At 67.0% G+C, this 19,537-nt stretch carries 18 protein-coding genes; 8 read left to right on the top strand and 10 right to left on the bottom strand.

Annotated features, from left to right (window positions below):
- The first annotated feature begins 47 nt into the window (after window positions 1–47).
- Together FM111_RS06740 and FM111_RS06745 are read left to right on the top strand one after the other, a co-directional pair.
- Window positions 48–1,652 carry a M28 family peptidase gene (locus tag FM111_RS06740; protein WP_256968124.1) on the top strand — a complete coding sequence of 535 codons (1,605 nt, stop codon included), beginning with the start codon at window positions 48–50 and terminating at the stop codon, window positions 1,650–1,652.
- Window positions 1,653–1,707: 55 nt separating this feature from the next.
- A complete protein-coding gene (locus tag FM111_RS06745) occupies window positions 1,708–2,184 on the top strand; it encodes a hypothetical protein (RefSeq protein WP_143276055.1) in 477 nt (158 codons plus the stop codon).
- A 75-nt stretch (window positions 2,185–2,259) separates the two neighbouring features.
- Here FM111_RS06745 and FM111_RS06750 read toward each other — a convergent pair whose 3' ends face one another.
- Genes FM111_RS06750 through petA form a run of 3 tightly spaced genes read right to left on the bottom strand, consistent with a single transcriptional unit; the run spans window position 2,260 to window position 5,011 of the window.
- Complete coding sequence (locus FM111_RS06750) at window positions 2,260–3,135, bottom strand: cytochrome c1 (RefSeq protein ID WP_087140204.1); 876 nt, start codon at window positions 3,133–3,135, stop codon at window positions 2,260–2,262.
- 5 nt (window positions 3,136–3,140) lie between these two features.
- On the bottom strand, window positions 3,141–4,439 hold the full coding sequence (locus FM111_RS06755) for a cytochrome b (protein ID WP_087140205.1): 1,299 nt from the start codon (window positions 4,437–4,439) through the stop codon (window positions 3,141–3,143).
- 17 nt (window positions 4,440–4,456) lie between these two features.
- Window positions 4,457–5,011: a ubiquinol-cytochrome c reductase iron-sulfur subunit gene (gene petA / locus FM111_RS06760; RefSeq protein ID WP_087140266.1), complete on the bottom strand. Its 555-nt coding sequence runs from the start codon at window positions 5,009–5,011 to the stop codon at window positions 4,457–4,459.
- A 196-nt stretch (window positions 5,012–5,207) separates the two neighbouring features.
- Here petA and FM111_RS06765 point away from each other — a divergent pair, with 196 nt between their 5' ends.
- Together FM111_RS06765 and FM111_RS06770 are read left to right on the top strand one after the other, a co-directional pair.
- The gene (locus tag FM111_RS06765) at window positions 5,208–5,672 is read left to right on the top strand and encodes a tRNA (cytidine(34)-2'-O)-methyltransferase (protein WP_087140206.1); all 465 of its coding nucleotides are present in this window, start codon (window positions 5,208–5,210) and stop codon (window positions 5,670–5,672) included.
- 63 nt (window positions 5,673–5,735) lie between these two features.
- Complete coding sequence (locus tag FM111_RS06770) at window positions 5,736–6,353, top strand: DUF2726 domain-containing protein (RefSeq protein ID WP_179205044.1); 618 nt, start codon at window positions 5,736–5,738, stop codon at window positions 6,351–6,353.
- A 23-nt stretch (window positions 6,354–6,376) separates the two neighbouring features.
- Here FM111_RS06770 and FM111_RS06775 read toward each other — a convergent pair whose 3' ends face one another.
- On the bottom strand, window positions 6,377–7,654 hold the full coding sequence (locus tag FM111_RS06775; RefSeq protein WP_087140208.1) for a dipeptidase: 1,278 nt from the start codon (window positions 7,652–7,654) through the stop codon (window positions 6,377–6,379).
- Window positions 7,655–7,904: 250 nt separating this feature from the next.
- Here FM111_RS06775 and hemF point away from each other — a divergent pair, with 250 nt between their 5' ends.
- Window positions 7,905–8,759 carry an oxygen-dependent coproporphyrinogen oxidase gene (gene hemF, locus FM111_RS06780; protein WP_373407962.1) on the top strand — a complete coding sequence of 285 codons (855 nt, stop codon included), beginning with the start codon at window positions 7,905–7,907 and terminating at the stop codon, window positions 8,757–8,759.
- Between the two features lie 10 nt (window positions 8,760–8,769).
- On the opposite strand, the gene FM111_RS06785 is transcribed toward hemF, so the two are convergent.
- Together FM111_RS06785 and FM111_RS06790 are read right to left on the bottom strand one after the other, a co-directional pair.
- A complete protein-coding gene (locus FM111_RS06785) occupies window positions 8,770–11,289 on the bottom strand; it encodes a hybrid sensor histidine kinase/response regulator (RefSeq protein ID WP_087140210.1) in 2,520 nt (839 codons plus the stop codon).
- Between the two features lie 77 nt (window positions 11,290–11,366).
- Window positions 11,367–12,065 (bottom strand): type 1 glutamine amidotransferase, encoded by a 699-nt coding sequence (locus FM111_RS06790; protein WP_087140267.1) that lies wholly within the window; start codon window positions 12,063–12,065, stop codon window positions 11,367–11,369.
- 87 nt (window positions 12,066–12,152) lie between these two features.
- Between FM111_RS06790 and FM111_RS06795 the strand changes: the two genes are divergently transcribed.
- Window positions 12,153–12,488, top strand: coding sequence for an antibiotic biosynthesis monooxygenase family protein (locus FM111_RS06795; protein WP_087140211.1), 336 nt, complete (start codon window positions 12,153–12,155; stop codon window positions 12,486–12,488).
- Here FM111_RS06795 and rlmJ read toward each other — a convergent pair.
- Window positions 12,485–13,318, bottom strand: coding sequence for a 23S rRNA (adenine(2030)-N(6))-methyltransferase RlmJ (gene rlmJ / locus FM111_RS06800; RefSeq protein ID WP_087140212.1), 834 nt, complete (start codon window positions 13,316–13,318; stop codon window positions 12,485–12,487). The genes FM111_RS06795 and rlmJ overlap by 4 nt on opposite strands.
- Window positions 13,319–13,393: 75 nt before the next feature.
- On the opposite strand from rlmJ, the gene FM111_RS06805 reads away from it, so the two are divergent.
- Entirely contained in the window at window positions 13,394–13,741 is a 348-nt protein-coding gene (locus FM111_RS06805; protein WP_087140213.1) for a hypothetical protein, read from the top strand.
- 43 nt (window positions 13,742–13,784) lie between these two features.
- Here the strand turns inward: FM111_RS06805 and tdh are convergent, their stop codons facing one another.
- The 3 genes from tdh to FM111_RS06820 all read right to left on the bottom strand — a co-directional run bounded on the left by tdh (window position 13,785) and on the right by FM111_RS06820 (window position 17,023).
- Complete coding sequence (tdh, locus tag FM111_RS06810) at window positions 13,785–14,831, bottom strand: L-threonine 3-dehydrogenase (RefSeq protein WP_087140214.1); 1,047 nt, start codon at window positions 14,829–14,831, stop codon at window positions 13,785–13,787.
- Between the two features lie 68 nt (window positions 14,832–14,899).
- Window positions 14,900–16,105: a glycine C-acetyltransferase gene (locus FM111_RS06815; protein ID WP_087140215.1), complete on the bottom strand. Its 1,206-nt coding sequence runs from the start codon at window positions 16,103–16,105 to the stop codon at window positions 14,900–14,902.
- A 39-nt stretch (window positions 16,106–16,144) separates the two neighbouring features.
- A complete protein-coding gene (locus FM111_RS06820; RefSeq protein ID WP_087140216.1) occupies window positions 16,145–17,023 on the bottom strand; it encodes a DUF4232 domain-containing protein in 879 nt (292 codons plus the stop codon).
- 144 nt (window positions 17,024–17,167) lie between these two features.
- Between FM111_RS06820 and FM111_RS06825 the strand changes: the two genes are divergently transcribed.
- Window positions 17,168–19,306: a TonB-dependent receptor domain-containing protein gene (locus FM111_RS06825; RefSeq protein WP_256968126.1), complete on the top strand. Its 2,139-nt coding sequence runs from the start codon at window positions 17,168–17,170 to the stop codon at window positions 19,304–19,306.
- The last annotated feature ends 231 nt before the right edge of the window (window positions 19,307–19,537 follow it).

Here is a 19,537-nt window from a genome sequence, read left to right on the forward strand (position 1 = left end):
CTAAGACTATGAGGAACGGCCTCCTGGGGAAGGTCGAAGGAAACGCCATGCACCACCGCTTCATTCGCGGCGTCGCCGCCGCCGCCCTGATCCTCGTCGCGGGCGCCGCCTCGGCCCAGGACTTCTCGGCCCAGCGCCTGTCCGACGACATCCGCGTCATCAGCGCCGACGACTTCCAGGGCCGCTATCCCGGCACGGAGGGTGAGAAGAAGACGCTGGACTGGCTCCAGGCCCAGTATGAAGCCATGGGCCTGGAGCCCGGCGGCCCGAACGGCCAGTGGCTGCAGGTCATCGACCTGAAGCGTCTGACGCCTAGGGGCGAGCCCGCCCTGATCTGGGCCGGAACGACTTCCGGCGGCCGCGCCCTGACGGCTGGCGCCGACTTCACCCTGCGCGCCATGAACGACGCGGCCAGGGGCCAGGTGATCGACGCCCCCGTCGTCTTCGCCGGTTACGGCATCCATGCGCCCGAACGGGGCTGGGACGACTACGGCGACCTGGACGTGACCGGCGCGGTCGTCCTGGTCCTAGAGGGAGAGCCCGACGGCGAACTGTTCAACGGCCCCTACGCCACCACCTACCAATCCGACGCCTACAAGGCCGACGAAGCCAAGCGGCGCGGCGCCCTGGCCGTTCTGACGGTCGTCGACGGAGGCGCAGGCGCCGCCGCCTGGCGACGCGAGACCTCAGGGGCCGACCGCACCCGCACCCTGACGCCCGGCTCGGCCGAGCTGAGCCTCAGCGGCGCCGTAAACCGCGACGTGGCCGCCGAAATGGGCGTGAACCTGGAGACGCTGAAGCCCCGCCTCGAGACCGGCGACTTCCGCGCCTTCCCGCTGGAGGCGCGCATCACCGCCTCGGCCGAGGAATCGGTCGAGATCCTGCGCACCCACAATCTGCTGGCCCGCATCACCGGCAAGGAGCGCCCGAACGAGGTCGTCATCTATTCCGCCCACTGGGACCACGTCGGCGTCAATGAACACGCGGCGGGCGACGACAAGGTGTTCAACGGCGCCTGGGACAACGCCTCGGGCACCATCGGCGTGGTCGAGATGGCCCGCCAGATGAAGGCCGCCCCGACGCCGAAGCGCACCCTCGTCTTCGCCCATATGGCGGCCGAGGAGATGGGCCTCCTGGGCGCCTACGCTTACGTCGCCGATCCAGTCTATCCGTTGGAGACGACGGTGGCCGACATCAACATCGACATGCTGCCCCTGAGCGGCCCGACCCGCGACGTCCCCATCTTCGGCAAGGGCCAGAACAGCCTCGAGGACGACCTTCAGGCCCTGGCCGAACAGAAAGGCCGCTATGTCTCCGATGACGGTCAGCCGGAACAGAATTTCTACTATCGCTCCGACCACTTCCCCTTCGCTCGCGCGGGCGTGCCGGCCCTGATGCCCTGGCACGGCGTGGATTGGGTCGAGGGCGGCCGCGAGGCGGGCCTGGCCGCGTGGAAGGCCAAGTTCGGCGCCGACTATCATCGCCCCAGCGACGAGTGGTCCGCCGACTGGGATCTGCGCTCGGCGGTCGAGAACCTGACCCTGCTCTATCGTCTGGGCCTGGACCTGGCCAACGGCGACCAGTGGCCCACCTGGAAGCCGACCTCCGAGTTCGGTCAGGTCCGCGATCGCAGCGAAGCCGCGCGACGTTGAACCCTCAAAAGGCAAGGGCGGCAACGCCCTCGCCGTCCAGGGCGTTGAGGCAGGGATGATCCGTCTCTCGTCTTCATTGCTCGCCGCGCTGGCGATCCTGCTAGGGGCCTGCGAACCGCCTCGGCCGGTCAATCCGCCGACCGAACCGGCTCAACCCATTCAGGGTCCGGGAACCTCAGCGCCGCCGCCCCAGCGCCCGCCGGGCATGGAACCGCTGCTGCGCGGCGCAGGCGCGACCAGCTTCATCGGCCGCTGGGCCGCCACAGCCGATTCCTGCGCCCAGGTGGGCGATCAGGTCGCGCTGGAAATCACCACGGCAGATCTGCATGGGCGCGGCCTGCGTTGCGCCATCGAAACCATCAACGAGCGCGGCCAGGGCTACGACGCCCTCCTCGCCTGCGAGACGGCTGCCGGCCGGACCGAGCGGCACGCCCGCTTCGAGGCTACGGACGACACCTTGCGTCTGATGTGGCTGGGCCAGCCATCTGAGCAGCCCATGCGCCTGATCCGTTGCACCAGTCTGGCGCGCTGACGCGCAGAACGCCGCCCACGAAAAAACCCGCCGGATCGCTCCGGCGGGTCGTTTCGTCTGCGAGGACAAAGCGCCTTAGTGGGCGACGCCCTTCCAGATGCGGCGATAGCTGGCGTAGGTCACGCCCGCAAAGGCCAGCAGGAAGATGATGACGCCGAAGCCCATCTGCTTACGCTCGACCATCTTCGGCTCGGACGTCCAGGCGATGAAGGCGGCGACGTCCTTGGACATCTGGTCCACGGTCGCCTCGGTGCCGTCGTCATAGGTGACCTGACCGGCGGTCAGCGGCGCCGGCATGGCGATGAAGCCGCCTTCCGGCACATGGCCCTCGCCTTCCCAGAACGGGGTCATGTCGCCCGCCATATAGGGGTTGTAGTGCTGGCCCGGCGCCATCTTCAGGCCCGCCGGCGGGGTCGAATAGCCCGACAGCAGCGAATAGATGTAGTTGGCGCCGTCGTGACGGGCCTTAGCCATGACCGACAGGTCCGGCGGCATGGCGCCGCCGTTGGCCGCAGCGGCCGCCGTCGGGTTCGGATAGGGGTTGGGGAAGCGGTCCGCCGTGGTGGCGTCGCGGCGCAGGTCTTCACCCGTTTCCGAGTCGATGTCGGCGACCTGGATTTCCTTGGCCAGCGCCTTCACGACCGGGTTGTCGTTCGGGTTCGGATACTTGGGATTCCAGAACGGCCCGTGCTTGTCGCCCAGGTTGCGGAAGTGCACCAGGTCCATGCCGTGGCAGGAGGCGCAGACCTCACGATAGACCTTGTAGCCGCGCTGCAGCTGGCCCTGATCGAAGGTGCCGAATGGCCCGGCGAAGCTGAAGCCGCCGTCGCGCGGATGCTTGGCGCCCCCGGCGGCCATCGCCGGAGCGGCGATGGCGACCAGGCCGACAGCGGCCGTCACGGAGACAAGGATCTTGCGGAAGGACACGGTCTTTTTCTCGTTGCTCATCATCGCGCTCAGGCCTTCTCGGCTGCGGTCGACGGGAGCACGGGCTCCGAGATCGTCGCCGGGATCGGCAGCGGCTTCTCACGCAGGCCGATGACCGGCATCAGCACCAGGAAGAAGACGAAGTAGTACGCCGTCAGCAGACGCGTCAGCCACAGGTAGGAGTTCAGCTGGCCGTCGATCAGGTTGAAGCTGGGCATGCCCGGCACGACCGGCGCGTCCGGCAGCTGAGCGCCGCACCAGCCGAGGCCGAAGCAGACGAACAGGAAGATGATGAAGAAGGTCTTCATCGTCGGGCGGTAGCGCATGGAGCGCACCTTGGACGTATCCAGCCACGGCAGGACGAACAGGACGCCGATCGCCGCGAACATGGCCACCACGCCGCCGAACTTGTCGGGGATGGCGCGCAGGATCGCGTAGAAGGGCAGCATGTACCACTCAGGCACGATGTGCGCCGGGGTCTGCAGCGGGTTTGCCGGGATGTAGTTGTCGGCGTGGCCCAGAGCGCCCGGGTTGTAGAAGACGAACACCGCGAACAGGATCAGGAACAGGATGATCGCAAAGCCGTCCTTGACCGTGAAGTACGGGTGGAAGGGCAGCATGTCCTTCTTCGCGCGGTCCTTCGGGATCAGGATGCCGACCGGGTTGTTCTGACCAGCGGCGTGCAGCGCCCACAGGTGCAGCACCACACAACCGGCGATGACGAACGGCAGCAGGTAGTGCAGCGAGAAGAAGCGGTTCAGCGTCGCGTTGTCGATCGCCGGGCCGCCACGCAGCCAGACCAGGATCGGCTCGCCGACGACCGGAATGGCGCCGATCAGGTTGGTGATGACCTCAGCGCCCCAGAAGGACATCTGGCCCCACGGCAGGACGTAGCCGAGGAAGGCGGTGGCGATCATCAGGAAGAAGATCACGCAGCCGACGATCCAGATCATCTCGCGCGGCGCCTTGTAGGAGCCGTAGTACAGGCCCCGCAGCATGTGCAGGTAGACGGCGATGAAGAACATCGACGCGCCGTTGGCGTGCACATAGCGGATCAGCCAGCCGCCGTTCACGTCGCGCATGATGCGCTCGACCGAGGCGAAGGCCATGTCGACGTGCGGGGTGTAGTGCATGGCCAGGACGATGCCGGTGATGATCTGAGTCATCAGGCAGATCGCCAGAATGCCGCCGAAGGTCCACCAGTAGTTCAGGTTCTTCGGGGTCGGCAGGTTCGCATAGTCCATACCGAAACGGATGATCGGCAGGCGCGTGTCCATCCACCGCTCGACGGCGGTTTTCGGGACGTAAGTGGATTCGTGATCGCTCATGGTTCCTCTGTCCGTCCTCAGCCGATCTTCACGCGGGTGTCGGACATGTATTCGTAGTTCGGCACGATCAGGTTCAGCGGCGCCGGGCCCTTACGAATACGCCCCGAGGCGTCGTAGTGCGAACCGTGGCACGGGCAGAACCAGCCGCCGTACTCGCCGGCGTTGAAGGTCGGCACGCAACCCAGGTGGGTGCACGAACCGATGACCACGAGGTACTTTTCGTGACCAGCCTTGGTGCGCTCGGCGTCGGTCTGAGCGGGGCTGCCCACGGCGCCTTCGTCGATGACCTTCTTCAGCTCGGCCGGAGTGCGATAGCGCACGAAGACCGGCTTGCCCTGCCACTTGATGACGACCTGCTGGCCTTCCTGGACCTTCGTCAGATCGAATTCGATCGACGCCAGGGCCAGGGTGTCGGCCGCCGGGTTCATCTGATTGATGAGCGGCCAGGCCACCATCACGCCAGCGCCGGCCGCAGCCGCGCCCGCAGCAATGTGGATGAAGTCGCGGCGAGTGGCGTCGCCACCCCCGTGTTGGCCGTCAGGCCCGTCAGCATTCACGACCGATTCGGCCACGCGTTTCACCTCTGCATCGCCGGTCGCCCGCCCCAAGATGGGACGTCAACCGAATGGAACCCTATCATGCGATGGCAAATCCCTGCCCGTCCGGCCTTGGTTTCAACTGTTCCTGACAAGTCGCGGAAGCGATTTGCGAAACAGTCGCAACAAAAGCCGCGACAAGGCCCCGCCCCGCGCGTATGAGGGCCTTAGAATGCGTCTCGCCCTTTTTCAACCTGACATCCCCCATAATGTCGGCGCCTGCATCCGACTGAGCGCCTGTTTCGGCGTGGAATTGCACGTCATCGAGCCCACGAGCTTCAATTTCGACGACCGCGCGATGAAGCGGGCGGCCCTGGATTATGGGCCTCTGTCCCATATGACGCGCCATTCCGACTGGGACGCCTTCCAGCGCGAGCGGGCGCCGGGGCGGCTGGTGCTGTTCACCACGCGCGCGGCCGAACCTCTGACCGATTTCGTTTTCCGGCCCGATGACGTTCTGTTGTTCGGCAAGGAGAGCGCCGGGGCTCCCGACTACGTCCATGCTGCGGCGGATGCGCGAATCTATATTCCGATCCGCCCGGAGACCCGGTCGCTGAACCTCTCGGTCAGCGCCGGAATCGGCCTGCACGAGGCGTTGAGGCAGATGAACGAACTGCCTATGCGAAACGCGGATTAACTAAACCCGTTCAAATCACGCCAATCCATAGACGCGTAACATCGATCCATGATGTCGGAGACGATGATGCAATCCCTGTGGCTTAAGCTTACCACCCCTGACCAACTACCCTTGCTCCTGGCCTTCGCCCTTCTGGCGGGTTTTCTAATCGGGTGGAGCGCGGCGCAGGCAAGGAAACGCCACGGGCGACGTCAAGCCAAGCCGTCGACGCCCCTAATCAAGGTCGTAGCCGCGCCTCGAAACCTCGCCACCGATCAGCTGGCGACAGTCATGAAGGCCGAGTTTCACGCCAAACGGCTCATGTCGCGAGAGGAAGCACGCCTATTCTACGCCGTAGAGCGAGGCTTGGCTAAGCACGCGCTCGGCTGGCGCGTCATGGCTCAGGTCTCTCTCGGCGAGGTTCTAGGATCGGCCGATACGGCCGCCTTCCAGGCTGTGAACAGCAAAAGGGTCGACATGCTGATCATCGCCAAGGACGGCCTGCCTATCGCGGCGGTCGAATACCAAGGCTCAGGTCACTACCAAGGTACGGCAGCCGCGCGCGACGCCGTGAAACGTGAAGCTCTCCGGCGCGCCGGCATCGAGTTCCTAGAGTTTCGTTCGGGGCACGCACCCGAAGAGCTAACCTTCGAAATCGACCGGCTCGTCCGGCGCAGAACGCCTGCCGACGAGCCGGCCTGATCGACTCTCCCCTAGCCTGAGCCTTACTCCGGCGCGCCGTCGTTCGGCAGCTTGGCCAGGCTCGGCCGCTCGGCGCTCTTCGAGGCCGCCACGCGCTCCACCGCGCGCATGACGCGCAGTAGGTTCTCGCCCGAGATCTTGCGGATGTCGGCCTCGCTCCAGCCGCGGCGCATCAGTTCGGCCAGCAGGCGCGGATAGCCGTCCACGCCCTCCAGGCCGACCGGCAGGCTGTCCACGCCGTCATAGTCGCCGCCCAGGCCCACGTGGTCGATTCCCGCCACGTCGCGGACGTGCTGGATGTGGGCGATGACGTCCTCCATCGTCGCCTTGGGCGCCGGGTTGGCGGCGTTCCAAGCGTCCATGCCCGCCTTGACCGCAGCGGGATCGCCGGGGTTGAGGGCCGTCAGCCGCGTCATCTCCGCGCCGCGCGCCGCGCCCGAGGCCCTCACCGCCTCGCTGACGAAGCCCGGCACGAAGGTCACCATGACGATGCCGCCGTTGCCCGCCATCTGGCGCAGCACGGTATCGGGCACGTTGCGCGGATGGGCCGTCACCGCCCGCGCCGAGGAGTGGGAGAAGATCACCGGAGCCTCGGACACGCGGATGGCGTCAACCATGGTGGCCTCGGACACGTGGCTGAGGTCGACCATCATGCCCAGACGGTTCATCTCACGGACCACGTCTTCGCCGAAAGCGTTCAGCCCGTTCCATTTCGGCGCATCCGTGCCGCTGTCGGCCCAGGTCGTGCTCTTGGAGTGGGTTAGCGTCATGTAGCGCGCGCCCGAATCGTAGAACTCGCGCAGCAGGCCCAGGGAGTCGTCGATCGAATAGCCGCCCTCCATGCCGATCAGGCTGGCGATCTTGCCCGCGCGGTGGATGCGGACCAGATCGTCGGCCGTGGTGGCGATCTCGAAGGTTTCGGGGTGAGCCGCGACGATGCGCTTGACCATGTCGATCTGCTCGAAGGTGGCCTTGGCGGCGTCGACCGGCGCCATGCTGGCGGGAACATAGACCGACCAGAACTGACCGCCCACCCCCCCGGCGCGCAGACGCGGGATATCCGTATGCAGACGCGTCGAAGTCGACAGATTCGCATTCAGATCAACGCCGTGCGGATCATTCCCGAAGCCCTGGCGCAGAGCCCACGGCAGGTCGTTGTGCCCATCAATCAGGGGCGTGCGCTTCAGAATCTGCATCACGCGCGCCTCTTGAGGTTGAGCCGTTTGAGCCAGGGTCGGTCCCGCCAGAACGGCGACGGAGACGGCGGCCAGCAGGCTGGCGCGCAAGGCGATGCGGATCATGATTTCCCCCTCTAAACTACAGACCCGCCCGGTCGCCCCACGGCGCCGCTTTGCGGGCGCCGCACGCTGACACAAGCGCGACGCTGAGGGAACCGTCCGTATACCGCCTCACGACAGCCCTCTTGTGATCTGGATCAAGGCCTCCTCGCCCGCGCTAAGGCATCAGGCCCGCATCCGCGCACCTCGCCGGACTGTTCAGAAAGGCCGCGTCATGGTTGAAGCCCTCATGATCCAAGCTGACCCCGCCCTGATGATTGAGCGCCGCGAGCGCGCCCGCGTCTGGTTCGAGACCCTGCGCGACAAGATCCACGCCGGTTTCGAGGCGCTGGAAGACGCCGCCCCCGCCGAACTGTTCGCCGGAGAGGCCGGCCGCTTCGTCCGCACGCCGTGGGACCGCAAGGAAGGCGGCGGCGGCGTCATGGGCATGATGAGCGGCCGCCTGTTCGAAAAGGTCGGCGTCCACTGCTCGACCGTCCACGGAACCTTCCCCGCCGACTACGCCAAGAATGTGCCGGGCGCCGAGGAAGACCCGCGCTTCTACGCCACCGGCATCAGCCTGATCTGCCACCCGGTCAGCCCGCGCGTGCCCGCCGTCCATATGAACACCCGCCTGATCTCGACGACCAAGACCTGGTTCGGCGGCGGCGGCGACCTGACCCCCGTGCTGGACGTCGATCGTCGCGACGACCATCCCGACACTGTGGACTTCCACGCCGCCATGAAGGGCGCCTGCGACGCCTTCGACCTGGCATGGCATGCCAAATACAAGCAGTGGTGCGACGAGTACTTCTTCCTGCCCCACCGCAATGAACCGCGCGGCACCGGCGGCATCTTCTATGACCACCACGACAGCGGCGACTGGGAGCGGGACTTCGCCTTCACCCAGACCGTCGGCGAAGCCTTCCTCAAGGTCTATTGCGACATCGTCGCCCGCCGGATGCACGAACCCTGGACCGCCGAGGAGCGCGAGGAGCAGTTGATCCGCCGCGGCCGCTACGTCGAGTTCAACCTGCTCTATGACCGCGGCACCATGTTCGGGCTGAAGACCGGCGGCAACGTCGAGTCGATCCTCAGCTCCATGCCGCCCGTGGTGAAGTGGCCCTAAAGGCCGAGGTTCAGGCCGAGACCTGATCGTTCGTCCGGTCCAGGGCCTCTGCGACGGCCCTGGTCAGGCCCGCCACGCTGAGCGGTTTGGTCAGATGGCCGTCGGCCCCCGCGCGATGACTGGCCTCGACGTGTTCGCTCATGGCGTTGGCGGTCAGCATCAGGATCGGCGTCGGCTCGGCGCCTGTGCGGCGCTCGTGAGCGCGCATCTCAGCCGTCGCGGTCAGCCCGTCCATGACCGGCATCTGCATGTCCATCAGCACCAGATCGAAGCCGCCCTCGCGGAAAGCGGCCAGGGCCTGAGCTCCGTCCTCGACCGTCGTCAGTTCGACGTCCAGCGGTTCGAGCATGACCTCAACCACCTTGCGGTTGGCCGGATGATCGTCCGCCAGCAGCACGCGCGGCGCGACTGAGCGATCAGCGCGCGGCAGGGCGGCGGGCGTGAAGGCAGGCTCGTCAATCTGGTCCTCGCCTCCTTCGGCAGGCGGCAACGTCAGTTCGAACCAGAAGCGCGCGCCCTCGCCCGGCGGGGATTCGCAGTCCAGCTCGCCGCCCATCAACCGCACCAGATCATCCGAAATGGCCAACCCCAGCCCGCTGCCGCCGAACCGGCGGGTGATGGAGCCGTCCTCCTGCTGGAAACGATGGAAGATGCGCGACTTGAACTCGGCGTCGAAACCGATGCCCGTGTCGGCCACGGCGAAGCGGACGCGGTCCATCTCCAGCAGGTCGACTTCCAGGGCCACTGACCCCGCCTGGGTGAACTTCAACGCATTGCTGATGAGATTGGTGAGCACCTGGCGCAGCCGCACTGCATCACCGACGACCCGTCGCGCCAGGGCGGCGTCATAATCCAGGCGCAGCTCGACCCCCTTGTCCAGGGCCAACGGCGCCCACAGGGCGACCACGTCGCGCGCCGCCTGCTCAAGGTCGAAGGGCGCCGGCTCGATCGCCAACTGGCCCGACTCGATGCGGGCGACATCCAGAATGTCCGACAGCAGCCGCTCCAGCGTGACGCCCGACGAACGGATGATGTTCACCAGCTCCCGATCCTGCTCCCGCAGGTCGCGCCCAGCCAGGGCCTCGGCCATGGCCACGACGCCGTTCAGCGGCGTGCGGATCTCATGGCTCATATTGGCCAGGAATTCGCTCTTGGCCCGGTTCGCCGCCTCGGCGTGAAGCTGGGCCCTCTTCAGGTGGCGTGACTGTCGCCTCTGCCACACCAGCACCAGCAGCACCGACAGGACAAAGACGAGGCTGATGGCCAGAATCCAGTTCTGTCCCCGGATCACCGCCTGCTGCAGCTGGGTGTTGGCGCGGGCCGTCTCCAACTGGCGACGACGCTGGGCCAGTTGTTGCTGCATGTCGCCCGTCACCTGGTGAATCCCCGCGCTGAAACGCTGGGCGGTGTGCAGGTCACGCTGCCGCTGATATTCGCGCAGGACTTCAAACGCCTCGCGCGACCGGCCTGAGCTGAACAACAGTTCGGCCTCAACTAGGCGTTCCGTTGGGTCGACCGCCCCTTCAGGCGCCAGTTCGCGCAGACGTTCCAGATCGCTGCGGGCGCCCGCAAGGTCGCCCAACCGCGCCCGCGCCACGCCCCGTATCGGCAGGATGTCCAGCGCCAGAAAGGCCTTGCCGTCGATCAACGCCTCATGGGGCGCCAGACAGTCCAGCACCCCGCGCGAATCCCGCCGCGCATCGGCCACGAAGGCGCACAAGGCGGCGTCATAGGCGCCGAGGCTGTCCAGGTTCGCGCGCTGGCTCAGGCGATGGTGGGCCGCGTAGTAAAGCTCGGCGTTCGACAGGTCTCCGACCTGAATCGCCATGCGCGTCAGATTGTAGAGGCTGTCGAAATCCGGGCGCGGATATGCAGGATTGGAATCGTCGATCTCGAAGCGACGAAAGGCGTCGGCTGCGCCCGCCACATCGCTCAGCTTCATCAAGCCCATGCCGGTGACTTCCCAAACCCCGGCTCTCGCGGTGGCGGCATAGGGATCGTGGACCGGGATTTCAGCCTCGACCGTCGTCAGCAGGCGCAGGCCTTCGCCGACGCGGTCCTGATCCATCAGAGCCAAGGCGCTCAACCGGGCCGCATGGGCCATGACGAACCAGTCGCGCGTGGTGCGAGCCGTATGCGCCATCTCATTCTCAACCGACAGGTCGCCCTGATCGTAGAGGATGGTCAGAGTGTTCAGACGCGCAATCGCCAGGTAGCGCTGGTCATTCTGGGCGCGCGCCTGCGCCTCCAGACGACTGTTCCACAAGATCGCCTTGTCGAAATCCCCCTGGTTCAGGACCGTCCAGGCGACATGATACAGCCGGTTCAACCCTTCCCGATCACGGCGCTTCATGGCCTCGAGACCGAAGCTCTCCAGCGCCGCAAAGTTCGTATTGGCGGCCCGCTGCTCGACGGCTCTGGCCAGTTCCAGGCCCTGCGTCGACTTCGCCACGGCAGGCGCAGCGGTCGCCAGCACGGCGACCGCGATCAGGGGCGCGCGAAGGAAGGTCTTGAGGCGTACGGAAGACATCCTCACGACCCTAGTCCTGTGGAAGTTGCCTAAGGCTTAGCGCCGTTCGACGAAGCGCGCCACGCCGAGAGCGTTCTTCAGGCCGAAACGCCCAGATAGGCGCGTATCCAGTCGGCCAGAACCGCCCGGTCGTTCGGCTCGGCCAGGGTGGCGTGCGCCTGGTCCACCAGGGCGTCGTCGATGCGCCCCCTGCGCCCCTCGGTCAGGCGGGCGGCGAAGGCCGGATCGAACTCGGGATGGCACTGGAAGCTGATGGCGTCCTGCCCCCAGGCCAGGCCCGCATAGGGGGTGAACGCGCTGGCGATCAGCACCCGCGCATCGGCGGGCGCGGCCACGACCTGATCCTGGTGCGAGACCGGAATGGCGATCGTCGCCGCAGCCGGCGTCATCCAGGCCTCGTCGCTCAGCACGTCATAGCGGTGCAGGCCGACGCCCCAGCCCTTGTCGGACTTCTCGACCCGACCGCCGAAGGCATGGGCCAGGATCTGGTGGCCGAAGCACACGCCCACCAACCGCGTCTTGCCGCGCGCCCCGCGCAGCCAGGCCGCCAGAGGCTCGATCCACGGCAGATCCTCATAGACGCCCGCCGCCGATCCGGTGACGATCGTCCCGGCGAAGGCTGACGGGTCTTCGGGCAGCTCTCCCGCCTGAACGTCGAAGCGATGCGTGGTCGCGCCCTCGCCCAGCATGGCGCGGAACTGGGCGGTGTAGTCGCCGAACGTCTCAGCCAGATGAGCAGGCGGGCGACCGGTTTCGAGGATGGCGATGGCGGTCATGAAATCCACTTGATCGACAGGAGTGAAGGAAGCCTCAGCGGCTGGATTGCGGTAGAAGAAGGGACAACGCAATGAGACGAACCGCCCATGCCTTCCTCCGCCGACGCCCAGGCCGATGCGCCGCTTGAGGACCTGGTCGTCCTGATCAATGTCTTCAAGTGCAATGCGCCCCATCAGGACGAACTAATGGAGCGCCTGGCGGATCTGGTGCGGGTTCAAACCGCCCTGCCCGGCTTCGTCTCGGCCACCCTGCATCGCGGATTGAACGGTCGCGTGGCGGCCAACCACGCCGTCTGGGCCGACGCTGACGCCTGGAAGGCCATGACCCGCCATCCGCAGGTCGTCGCCGCCATGGGGCCGATCCTGGCCATCGCGACGTTTGAACCCCACCTCTACGAGCCGGGCGAGGTCATCCAGGCCTAACCCGCGCGCCAGACCTCGGCTCGACCGCCCGCGTCGCCCAGCGCCTGAACCGTCCAGCCGCAGATCTCAGCCGCCGCCGCCTCTGCGCCCGACGGGGCGTTGACCACCGTCATGGCGCAGCCGTTCATCTTCATCGGATTGTTCAATGGGCGCAGCCGCGCCTCGGCCACCAGCACCCGCGACAGCCCCGCCTGCTCCAGCCGCCGGATGAAGCCGTCGAAGGTCTCCAGATCCTTCAGCGGCGTCCAGATCGCCACGCAGGCCGTCGGATCGGCGCGCAACACCGCCGCCGCCGTCTCGGCCGAGCGGACATAGTCGTCGGGCCGCTCGAACGGCGGATCGATCAGCACCAGCGGCGCCTTCAGCCCCCGCGCCGCGCGCACCGCCCCTTCATAGCCGTCGCCCGCCTGGCCCGTCGCGTTGGGCCAGGGCGCCAGCGCCTCGCGCAACAGCGCCTCGACCGGCGGGTTCAACTCGAAGCCGCGATAGGAATCTTCAGCCCGCAAGGCCCGCGCCGTCAGCACCGGCGAACCGGGATAGAAGCGCACCCCGCCCTGCGGGTTCAACGCCGCGACCTCGACCGCCAGCGTCTCGATCAGCGGCGGCCGCGCCTCGGCGGTCATAAGCCGCGCCACCCCGGCCTCGGCCTCGCGCGAGCGGACCCCATCGCCCGACAGATCATACAGACCCGCCCCGGCGTGAGTGTCCAGAACCGCGACGGGTCCCAAGGCGCCGCTTCGCGCCTGCCGCTCCTTCAACAGCCACAGCACAAGGGCGTGCTTGACCAGATCAGCGAAATTTCCGGCATGAAAGCTGTGACGATAATTCATGGCCGCTCGTCCCTCGCCCCCGTCATCAGGTCAAGTCGTATAAGAAGGGGCGACACCCCGGCCTCAGGATACGCCATGCTGATCGACCACCCCATCCTCTCCGACGAAGAGCGCACGCCCAGCGCCGCCATCGCCGAGACGGCCGAGGACGGCCTGGCCCTGCGCGAACAGCACGGACGCGGCGGCACCGAGGTCGGGGTCAGGCGCGCCGAACAGCTGATGGCGCGCACGCCGCTCAGCGATCGGGATATCAAGTCGATGTACAGCTATTTCGCCCGCCACGCGGTGGACAAGCACGGCCGCTATTGGGCCGATCCCATCAAGCCCTCGGCGGGCTATATCGCCTGGCGCCTGTGGGGCGGGGACGAAGCGCGCGACTGGATCAACATCCTGCGCGCCCGCCTGCGCGAGGTCAGCGTGTGACGCCGGGGACGCCGATCGCGCCCCCGACCTGATTCACGACGGCTCAGTCGGCCCAGTTCAGGACGACCTTGCCCGACTTGCCGGACTTCATGGCTTCAAAGCCCGCCTCGAAATCCTGATAGGACATCTGGTGGGTGATCAGCGGCGTCAGGTCCAGACCGGCCTTCAGCAGGCCCAGCATCTTGCGCCAGGTGGTGAACATCTCGCGCCCATAGACGCCCTTGATGGTCAGGGCCTTCAGGATGATCGCGCCCCAGTCCGTCTCCATCGGCTTGGACGGAATGCCCAGCAGGGCCATGCCGCCGCCCATGATCAGGGTGTCGACGCACTGCTTGAAGGCGACAGGCGAACCCGACATCTCCAGCGCCACATCGAAGCCGACCTTCAGGCCCAGCTCGTGCATGACGTCGCGCAGGTCTTCCTTGGTGGTGTTCACCGTGCGCACGCCCGGCGCAACCTTCTGTGCAAGTTCCAGGCGGAAGTCGTTGATATCGGTCAGAACCACGGTGCGGGCGCCCGCGTGGCGCGCCACGGCGGCGGCCATCATGCCGATGGGACCGGCGCCCGTGACCAGCACGTCCTCGCCCAGCAGGTCGAACTGCTGCGCCGTGTGCACGGCGTTGCCGAACGGGTCCAGGATCGAACCGATCTCATAGGGCACGTCGTCCGGCAGCTCGATGACGTTGAAGGCCGGAGCCACCACGTATTCGGCGAAGGCGCCCTGACGGTTCACGCCGATGCCGCGCGTGTCGGGGTCCAGGTGGAAGTGACCGGCGCGGGCCGCTTCGGAGTTCAGGTCGATGACGTGACCCTCGGCCGAGACGCGCTGGCCGATCTTCAGGCGGCGATCCACGTCCTTGCCGATGGCGACGATCTCGCCGGCGAACTCGTGGCCGGTGATCATCGGCACAGGCACGTTCTTCTGGGACCACTCGTCCCAGTTCCAGATGTGGATGTCGGTGCCGCAGACGGCGGTGCGGTGCACCTTGATCAGCACGTCCTCATCGCCCGCGACGGGAATGGGGGCGTCGATCAGCTCCAGCCCTTCGGCCGGTTTCGTCTTGGCCAGGGCCTTCATCATGTCAGCCATGTCGTTTCCTCAAACGCTTTCTAATTCCGGCACGGCCGGTCGCCGGCCATGACGATACAGGCGAACGCCTATTTGATGACGCCCAGTTCCTTGCCCGCCTGGGTGAAGGCGGCGACGGCGGCGTCGATCTGTTCAAAGGTATGGGCCGCCGACATCTGGGTGCGGATGCGGGCCTGGCCGCGCGGCACCACCGGGAAGCTGAAGCCGATGACATAGACGCCCAGCTCCAGCAACCGCGCCGCCATGTCCTGCGCCAGCTTGGCGTCGCCCAGCATGACCGGAATGATCGGATGCTCGCCCGGCAGAAGGCCGAAGCCCGCCTCGGCCATGGCCGAACGGAAGCGCGCGGCGTTGGCGAAGAGTTGAGCGCGCAGCTTGTCGCCCTCATCCCCTGCGGCGATGCGGATGGCCTCCAGCGACGAGCCGCAGACGGCGGGCGCCAGGGCGTTGGAGAACAGATAGGGCCGCGCGCGCTGCTTCAGCAGCTCCACCACGTTCGACCGGGCGCAGATGAAGCCCCCCATGGCGCCGCCCAGCGCCTTGCCGAAGGTGCCGGTGACGAAGTCGACCTCGACCCCGCAATGCGCGAACGAGCCCTTGCCCTTGTCGCCCAGGAAGCCGGTCGCGTGGCAGTCGTCGACCATGATCAGGGCCTGATACTGGTCGGCCAGGGCGCGGATCTGGTCGATCTTGCCGATATAGCCGTCCATCGAGAAGGCGCCGTCAGTCGCGATGATGATGTTGCGGGCGCCGGCGGCGCGCGCCTCCTTCAGCTTGGCTTCCAGATCGGCCATGTCCGAGTTGGCGAAGCGATAGCGTTGCGCCTTCGACAGGCGCACCCCGTCGATGATGGAAGCGTGGTTCAGGCTGTCCGAGACGATGGCGTCCTCGGCCCCGAACAGCGGCTCGAAGATGCCGCCGTTGGCGTCAAAGGCGGCGGCGAACAGGATGGCGTCCTCAAAGCCGAGATAGTCAGCGATCGCGCGCTCCAGCTCCTTGTGGATTTCCAGCGTGCCGCAGATGAAGCGCACCGAGGCCGTGCCCGCGCCCCACTTTTCCTGCGCCTTGATCCCGGCCTGCGCGACGCGCTCGTCGCCCGCCAGGCCCAGATAGTTGTTGGCGCAGAAGTTCAGCACGTCGCGGCCGTTGACGGAGATCACCGGCCCCTGACGGGAGGCGATGACGCGCTCGGGCTTGGTCAGCCCCTGGGCGTGAATGTCAGCCAGTTCGGCGGAGACGCGGTCGTAAAAGGCCAGGTTCGTATCTTGGGTCATGTTTGCTCCGCTACGCTGAATTCGGGCAGGTTTGAACCCCTAGTTTGCGGACGCCGAAGCAGGCTGAGACGAGGCGTCGGCGACGGACCGCAGGGGACTGACCTCAACCTGCCCGCCGCAGGGGGTAAAGGCCAGCGGCAGGGCGATCGCCGTCGCCGCGCCCGGCGCCGTGACGCGCACCGTCTTGGCCGAGGGGCAGGTCGCCTCGCCCTTGTCCTCATGCGGCACGACGGACCAGGCCAGATCGAACCAGGCGGCCTGCTGCGGGCGGATTTCGACCGGCGCCGGAGCACGGCCCTGGGCGAGGTAGCTCCCCGGCGCCTGAACCGCGCGCACGCCGGTCAGCAGCTTGCCCTCGCCGTCGAGCAGGCTGACGGACGGATAGCCGGTCACGGTGCAGGCGTCGGCGCCGGTATTGCGCAGCGCCAGGGTGGTGAGACGATGACCCATGCCCGCATCGCCGCCCTCCACCGTCAGGCGGAGGTTTTCAGCGGCGCACGGCGCGCCCGACGGCGGCGGCGCCACGGCGGCGACCGGGCGGCTGCAACGCTCGATGATGACGCCGCCCGCCTGATCCCCTTGGCCAGCGCGGCTGAGCGCGCCGCTCTCCAGCTCGCCCCGGCTGGCCGTGTGCCATTCCAACCCCTGCCCCGCATAGCGGGCGCCGCTGGCCGAGACGACGTTGGTCAGGACGTAGTCCTTGCCTTCATAGGACACGCGGGCGGTCTGGGCGTCGGGATAGGCGACGGCGATCGTCTTGCCGCTTTCGCAGGCATAGCCGACGGCGGCGGCGCTCTGAGCCGCTGGAGCCTCGATCGGCGAGGTCGGCTCAGCTGGCTTTTCCTGAGAACACCCAGCAGCCAGCAACCCGAACGCAGCGGTCATGGCGATGGTCTGGAACGTGGCGGATCTGGTCATGGAGGCCCCCTTGAAGCAGCGACCCTGCTGCAACGTCGAGGGCTTGTGAAGGCTCCGCTTGGACGAAATCGTCAGGGGGGGCGCTTGCGTAATGATATACTATAACATATCAAGCCTCCCATCATTGTAACGGGGATGCGTGACATGCGATTTCGGACCTTCCTGCTGACCGCCGCGGGGGCGGCGGCGCTGACCAGCCTGGGCGTCGCTGCGCCAGCCTATGCGGAAGAAGTCTTCGCCGAAGACGTCATGCAGCGTCAGTCACAGGGCGACCCGCATGATCACGCCCCTCGCGCCGCCGACGCCTATGAGGTGGATGAAGTCGTGGTGCGCGCCCTGCCCCTGGGCCGCGCGGGCGACGACGTCGGCTCTCACGTCGCCCTGCTGAGCGGCGACGATCTGGTCCACCGACGCCAGTCGACCCTGGGCGACACCCTGAACAGCATTCCCGGCGTCAACTCCGACACCTTCGGCGGCGGCGCCAGCCGCCCGGTGGTGCGCGGCCAGACCTCGCCCCGCGTCAAGGTGCTGAGCGAGGGCGCGGGCCTGATGGACGCCTCCGAAGTCTCGCCCGACCACGCGGTCAGCGGCGAACCTCTGCTGCTAGAAGGCGTCGAGATCCTGCGCGGCCCGGCGGCGCTGCTCTACGGCGGCGGCGCCATCGGCGGGGCGGTCAATCTGCTGGACAAGAAGATCCCGACCCGCGTCCCGGCCAACGGCGGCGAGGGCGTGGCCGAATACCGTCGCGGCTCGGTCGACAACGAGGAAGCGGGCGTGGTCGGCCTGACGGTCGGCGCCGGCAACTTCGCCGTCCGCGTCGAGGCGGCGGCGCGCAAGTCCGACGACTACAAGGTTCCCGGCTGGGACGAGCCGCGCCTGGACGGCTCCTACAACGAAACCTCGACCGCGACGCTGGGCGCCTCCTGGATCGGGTCGCGCGGCTATCTGGGCGCGGCCTATACCGAACAGACCAGCCGCTACGGCCTGGCCGGCCACAGCCACGAATATGAGGGCTGCCACCCCCACGGCGACCACCTGCACTGCGGCGGCGGGCACGACCATGGTCACGACGATCATGATCATGGCGACGACGATCACGGGCACGAACATGAGGGCGAGCACGACCACGCCGCCCCCGAGGTCCGCCTGAAGAGTCGCCGCGTCGACCTGCGCGGCGAACTGCGCGACCCGCTGCCGGGCATCGAGAACGTGCGCCTGCGCGCCGGCTACACCGACTATGAACACAGCGAGCTGGAGGAAGGCGTCGTATCGACCACCTTCACCAACAAGGGCTACGACGGCCGCATAGAGGCCCAACACCGCGAGATCGCCGGCTTCCGCGGCGTGGTCGGCCTGCAACTGAGCAAGAGCGACTTCGCCGCCGTCGGCGAGGAGAGCTTCCTGGCCCCCAGCACGACCAAGAACACCGGCCTGTTCGTGATGGAGGAGTACGAGATCGGCCTGTGGCACCTGGAAGGCGCCCTGCGTCAGGAATGGCAGGAAACCTCGGCCATCGGTCTGCCGGATACCGAGCACAAGCCCTTCTCCATCTCGGGCGCGGCGGTGTGGCACTTCACCCCCGGCTGGTCCGGCGCCCTGTCGCTGTCGCGTTCACAGCGCGCCCCCTCGGCCCAGGAACTGTACGCCGACGGCGTTCACCTGGCGACCAACACCTATGAGATCGGCGACACCAACTTAGACGTCGAGACGGCCAACTCCATCGAGCTGACCCTGCGCAAGACCGAAGGCGCCCTGACCGGCTCGGTCAGCGCCTACCACTACATCTATGACGACTACATCTTCGCCCGGACGCTGGACCAGTTCGAGGACTTCCGCCTGATCCGCTACAGTCAGGCCGACGCGACCTTCACCGGCATCGAGGGCGAGCTGACGCAACAGTTCACCTCGTGGCTGTCGGGCACGGTGTTCGGCGACTACGTCCAGGGCGAGCTGAAGGGCGACGGCGGCGCCCTGCCCCGCATCCCGGCGGCGCGGGCAGGCGTGCGCCTGGCCGCCTTCCAGGGACCGTGGTCCGGCGACGTCGAATACAGCCGCACCTTCAAGCAGACCGACATCGCCGCCTTCGAGCACGAGACGCCGGGCTACAACATGGTCAACGCCACCGTGGCCTATGACATCGACCTGGGGCCGGTGCGCTCGCAAATCTTCCTGCGTGGGACCAATCTGCTGGACGAGACGGCGTTCAACCACGCCTCCTTCCTGGCCGAGACGGCGCCTCTGCGCGGCCGCAACCTGACGGTGGGCGTGCGCGCCCGCTTCTAAGGTTTCTTCGCCGTTGCAAAAAACGAGGGGCGGGATCCGACGGATTCCGCCCCTCCGTCCGTTGGAGTCTTGTCGGTTCGGACAGGACTAAGCCCCGTATTACAGGAGTTTAATCCGGGAGAGCGAACGCGCCCCTTTTCGGCGCACATCGTTCTTTAATCGAGTCGATGCGATCGACGGGACAGGGCGTCGGTCGCGAGCGTGCCTGTTTTCCGGTTGCCTTTAGGACTC

The sequence above is a fragment of the Brevundimonas diminuta 3F5N genome (assembly GCF_900163625.1).
GTDB classification, from domain to species: Bacteria; Pseudomonadota; Alphaproteobacteria; order Caulobacterales; family Caulobacteraceae; genus Brevundimonas; species Brevundimonas diminuta_A.

Excerpts from the sequence above, each read along its gene's own strand:
- FM111_RS06795 (WP_087140211.1), top strand. The coding sequence starts at position 12,153 with ATGCCTTCCTCCGCCGACGCCCAGGCCGATGCGCCGCTTGAGGACCTG.
- FM111_RS06755 (WP_087140205.1), bottom strand. The coding sequence starts at position 4,439 with ATGAGCGATCACGAATCCACTTACGTCCCGAAAACCGCCGTCGAGCGG.
- tdh (WP_087140214.1), bottom strand. The coding sequence starts at position 14,831 with ATGGCTGACATGATGAAGGCCCTGGCCAAGACGAAACCGGCCGAAGGG.
- FM111_RS06785 (WP_087140210.1), bottom strand. The coding sequence starts at position 11,289 with ATGTCTTCCGTACGCCTCAAGACCTTCCTTCGCGCGCCCCTGATCGCG.
- FM111_RS06820 (WP_087140216.1), bottom strand. The coding sequence starts at position 17,023 with ATGACCAGATCCGCCACGTTCCAGACCATCGCCATGACCGCTGCGTTC.
- FM111_RS06790 (WP_087140267.1), bottom strand. The coding sequence starts at position 12,065 with ATGACCGCCATCGCCATCCTCGAAACCGGTCGCCCGCCTGCTCATCTG.
- FM111_RS06745 (WP_143276055.1), top strand. The coding sequence starts at position 1,708 with ATGATCCGTCTCTCGTCTTCATTGCTCGCCGCGCTGGCGATCCTGCTA.
- rlmJ (WP_087140212.1), bottom strand. The coding sequence starts at position 13,318 with ATGAATTATCGTCACAGCTTTCATGCCGGAAATTTCGCTGATCTGGTC.
- FM111_RS06740 (WP_256968124.1), top strand. The coding sequence starts at position 48 with ATGCACCACCGCTTCATTCGCGGCGTCGCCGCCGCCGCCCTGATCCTC.
- FM111_RS06805 (WP_087140213.1), top strand. The coding sequence starts at position 13,394 with ATGCTGATCGACCACCCCATCCTCTCCGACGAAGAGCGCACGCCCAGC.
- FM111_RS06775 (WP_087140208.1), bottom strand. The coding sequence starts at position 7,654 with ATGATCCGCATCGCCTTGCGCGCCAGCCTGCTGGCCGCCGTCTCCGTC.
- FM111_RS06825 (WP_256968126.1), top strand. The coding sequence starts at position 17,168 with ATGCGATTTCGGACCTTCCTGCTGACCGCCGCGGGGGCGGCGGCGCTG.
- FM111_RS06765 (WP_087140206.1), top strand. The coding sequence starts at position 5,208 with ATGCGTCTCGCCCTTTTTCAACCTGACATCCCCCATAATGTCGGCGCC.
- FM111_RS06815 (WP_087140215.1), bottom strand. The coding sequence starts at position 16,105 with ATGACCCAAGATACGAACCTGGCCTTTTACGACCGCGTCTCCGCCGAA.
- FM111_RS06750 (WP_087140204.1), bottom strand. The coding sequence starts at position 3,135 with ATGATGAGCAACGAGAAAAAGACCGTGTCCTTCCGCAAGATCCTTGTC.
- FM111_RS06770 (WP_179205044.1), top strand. The coding sequence starts at position 5,736 with ATGATGCAATCCCTGTGGCTTAAGCTTACCACCCCTGACCAACTACCC.
- hemF (WP_373407962.1), top strand. The coding sequence starts at position 7,905 with ATGATTGAGCGCCGCGAGCGCGCCCGCGTCTGGTTCGAGACCCTGCGC.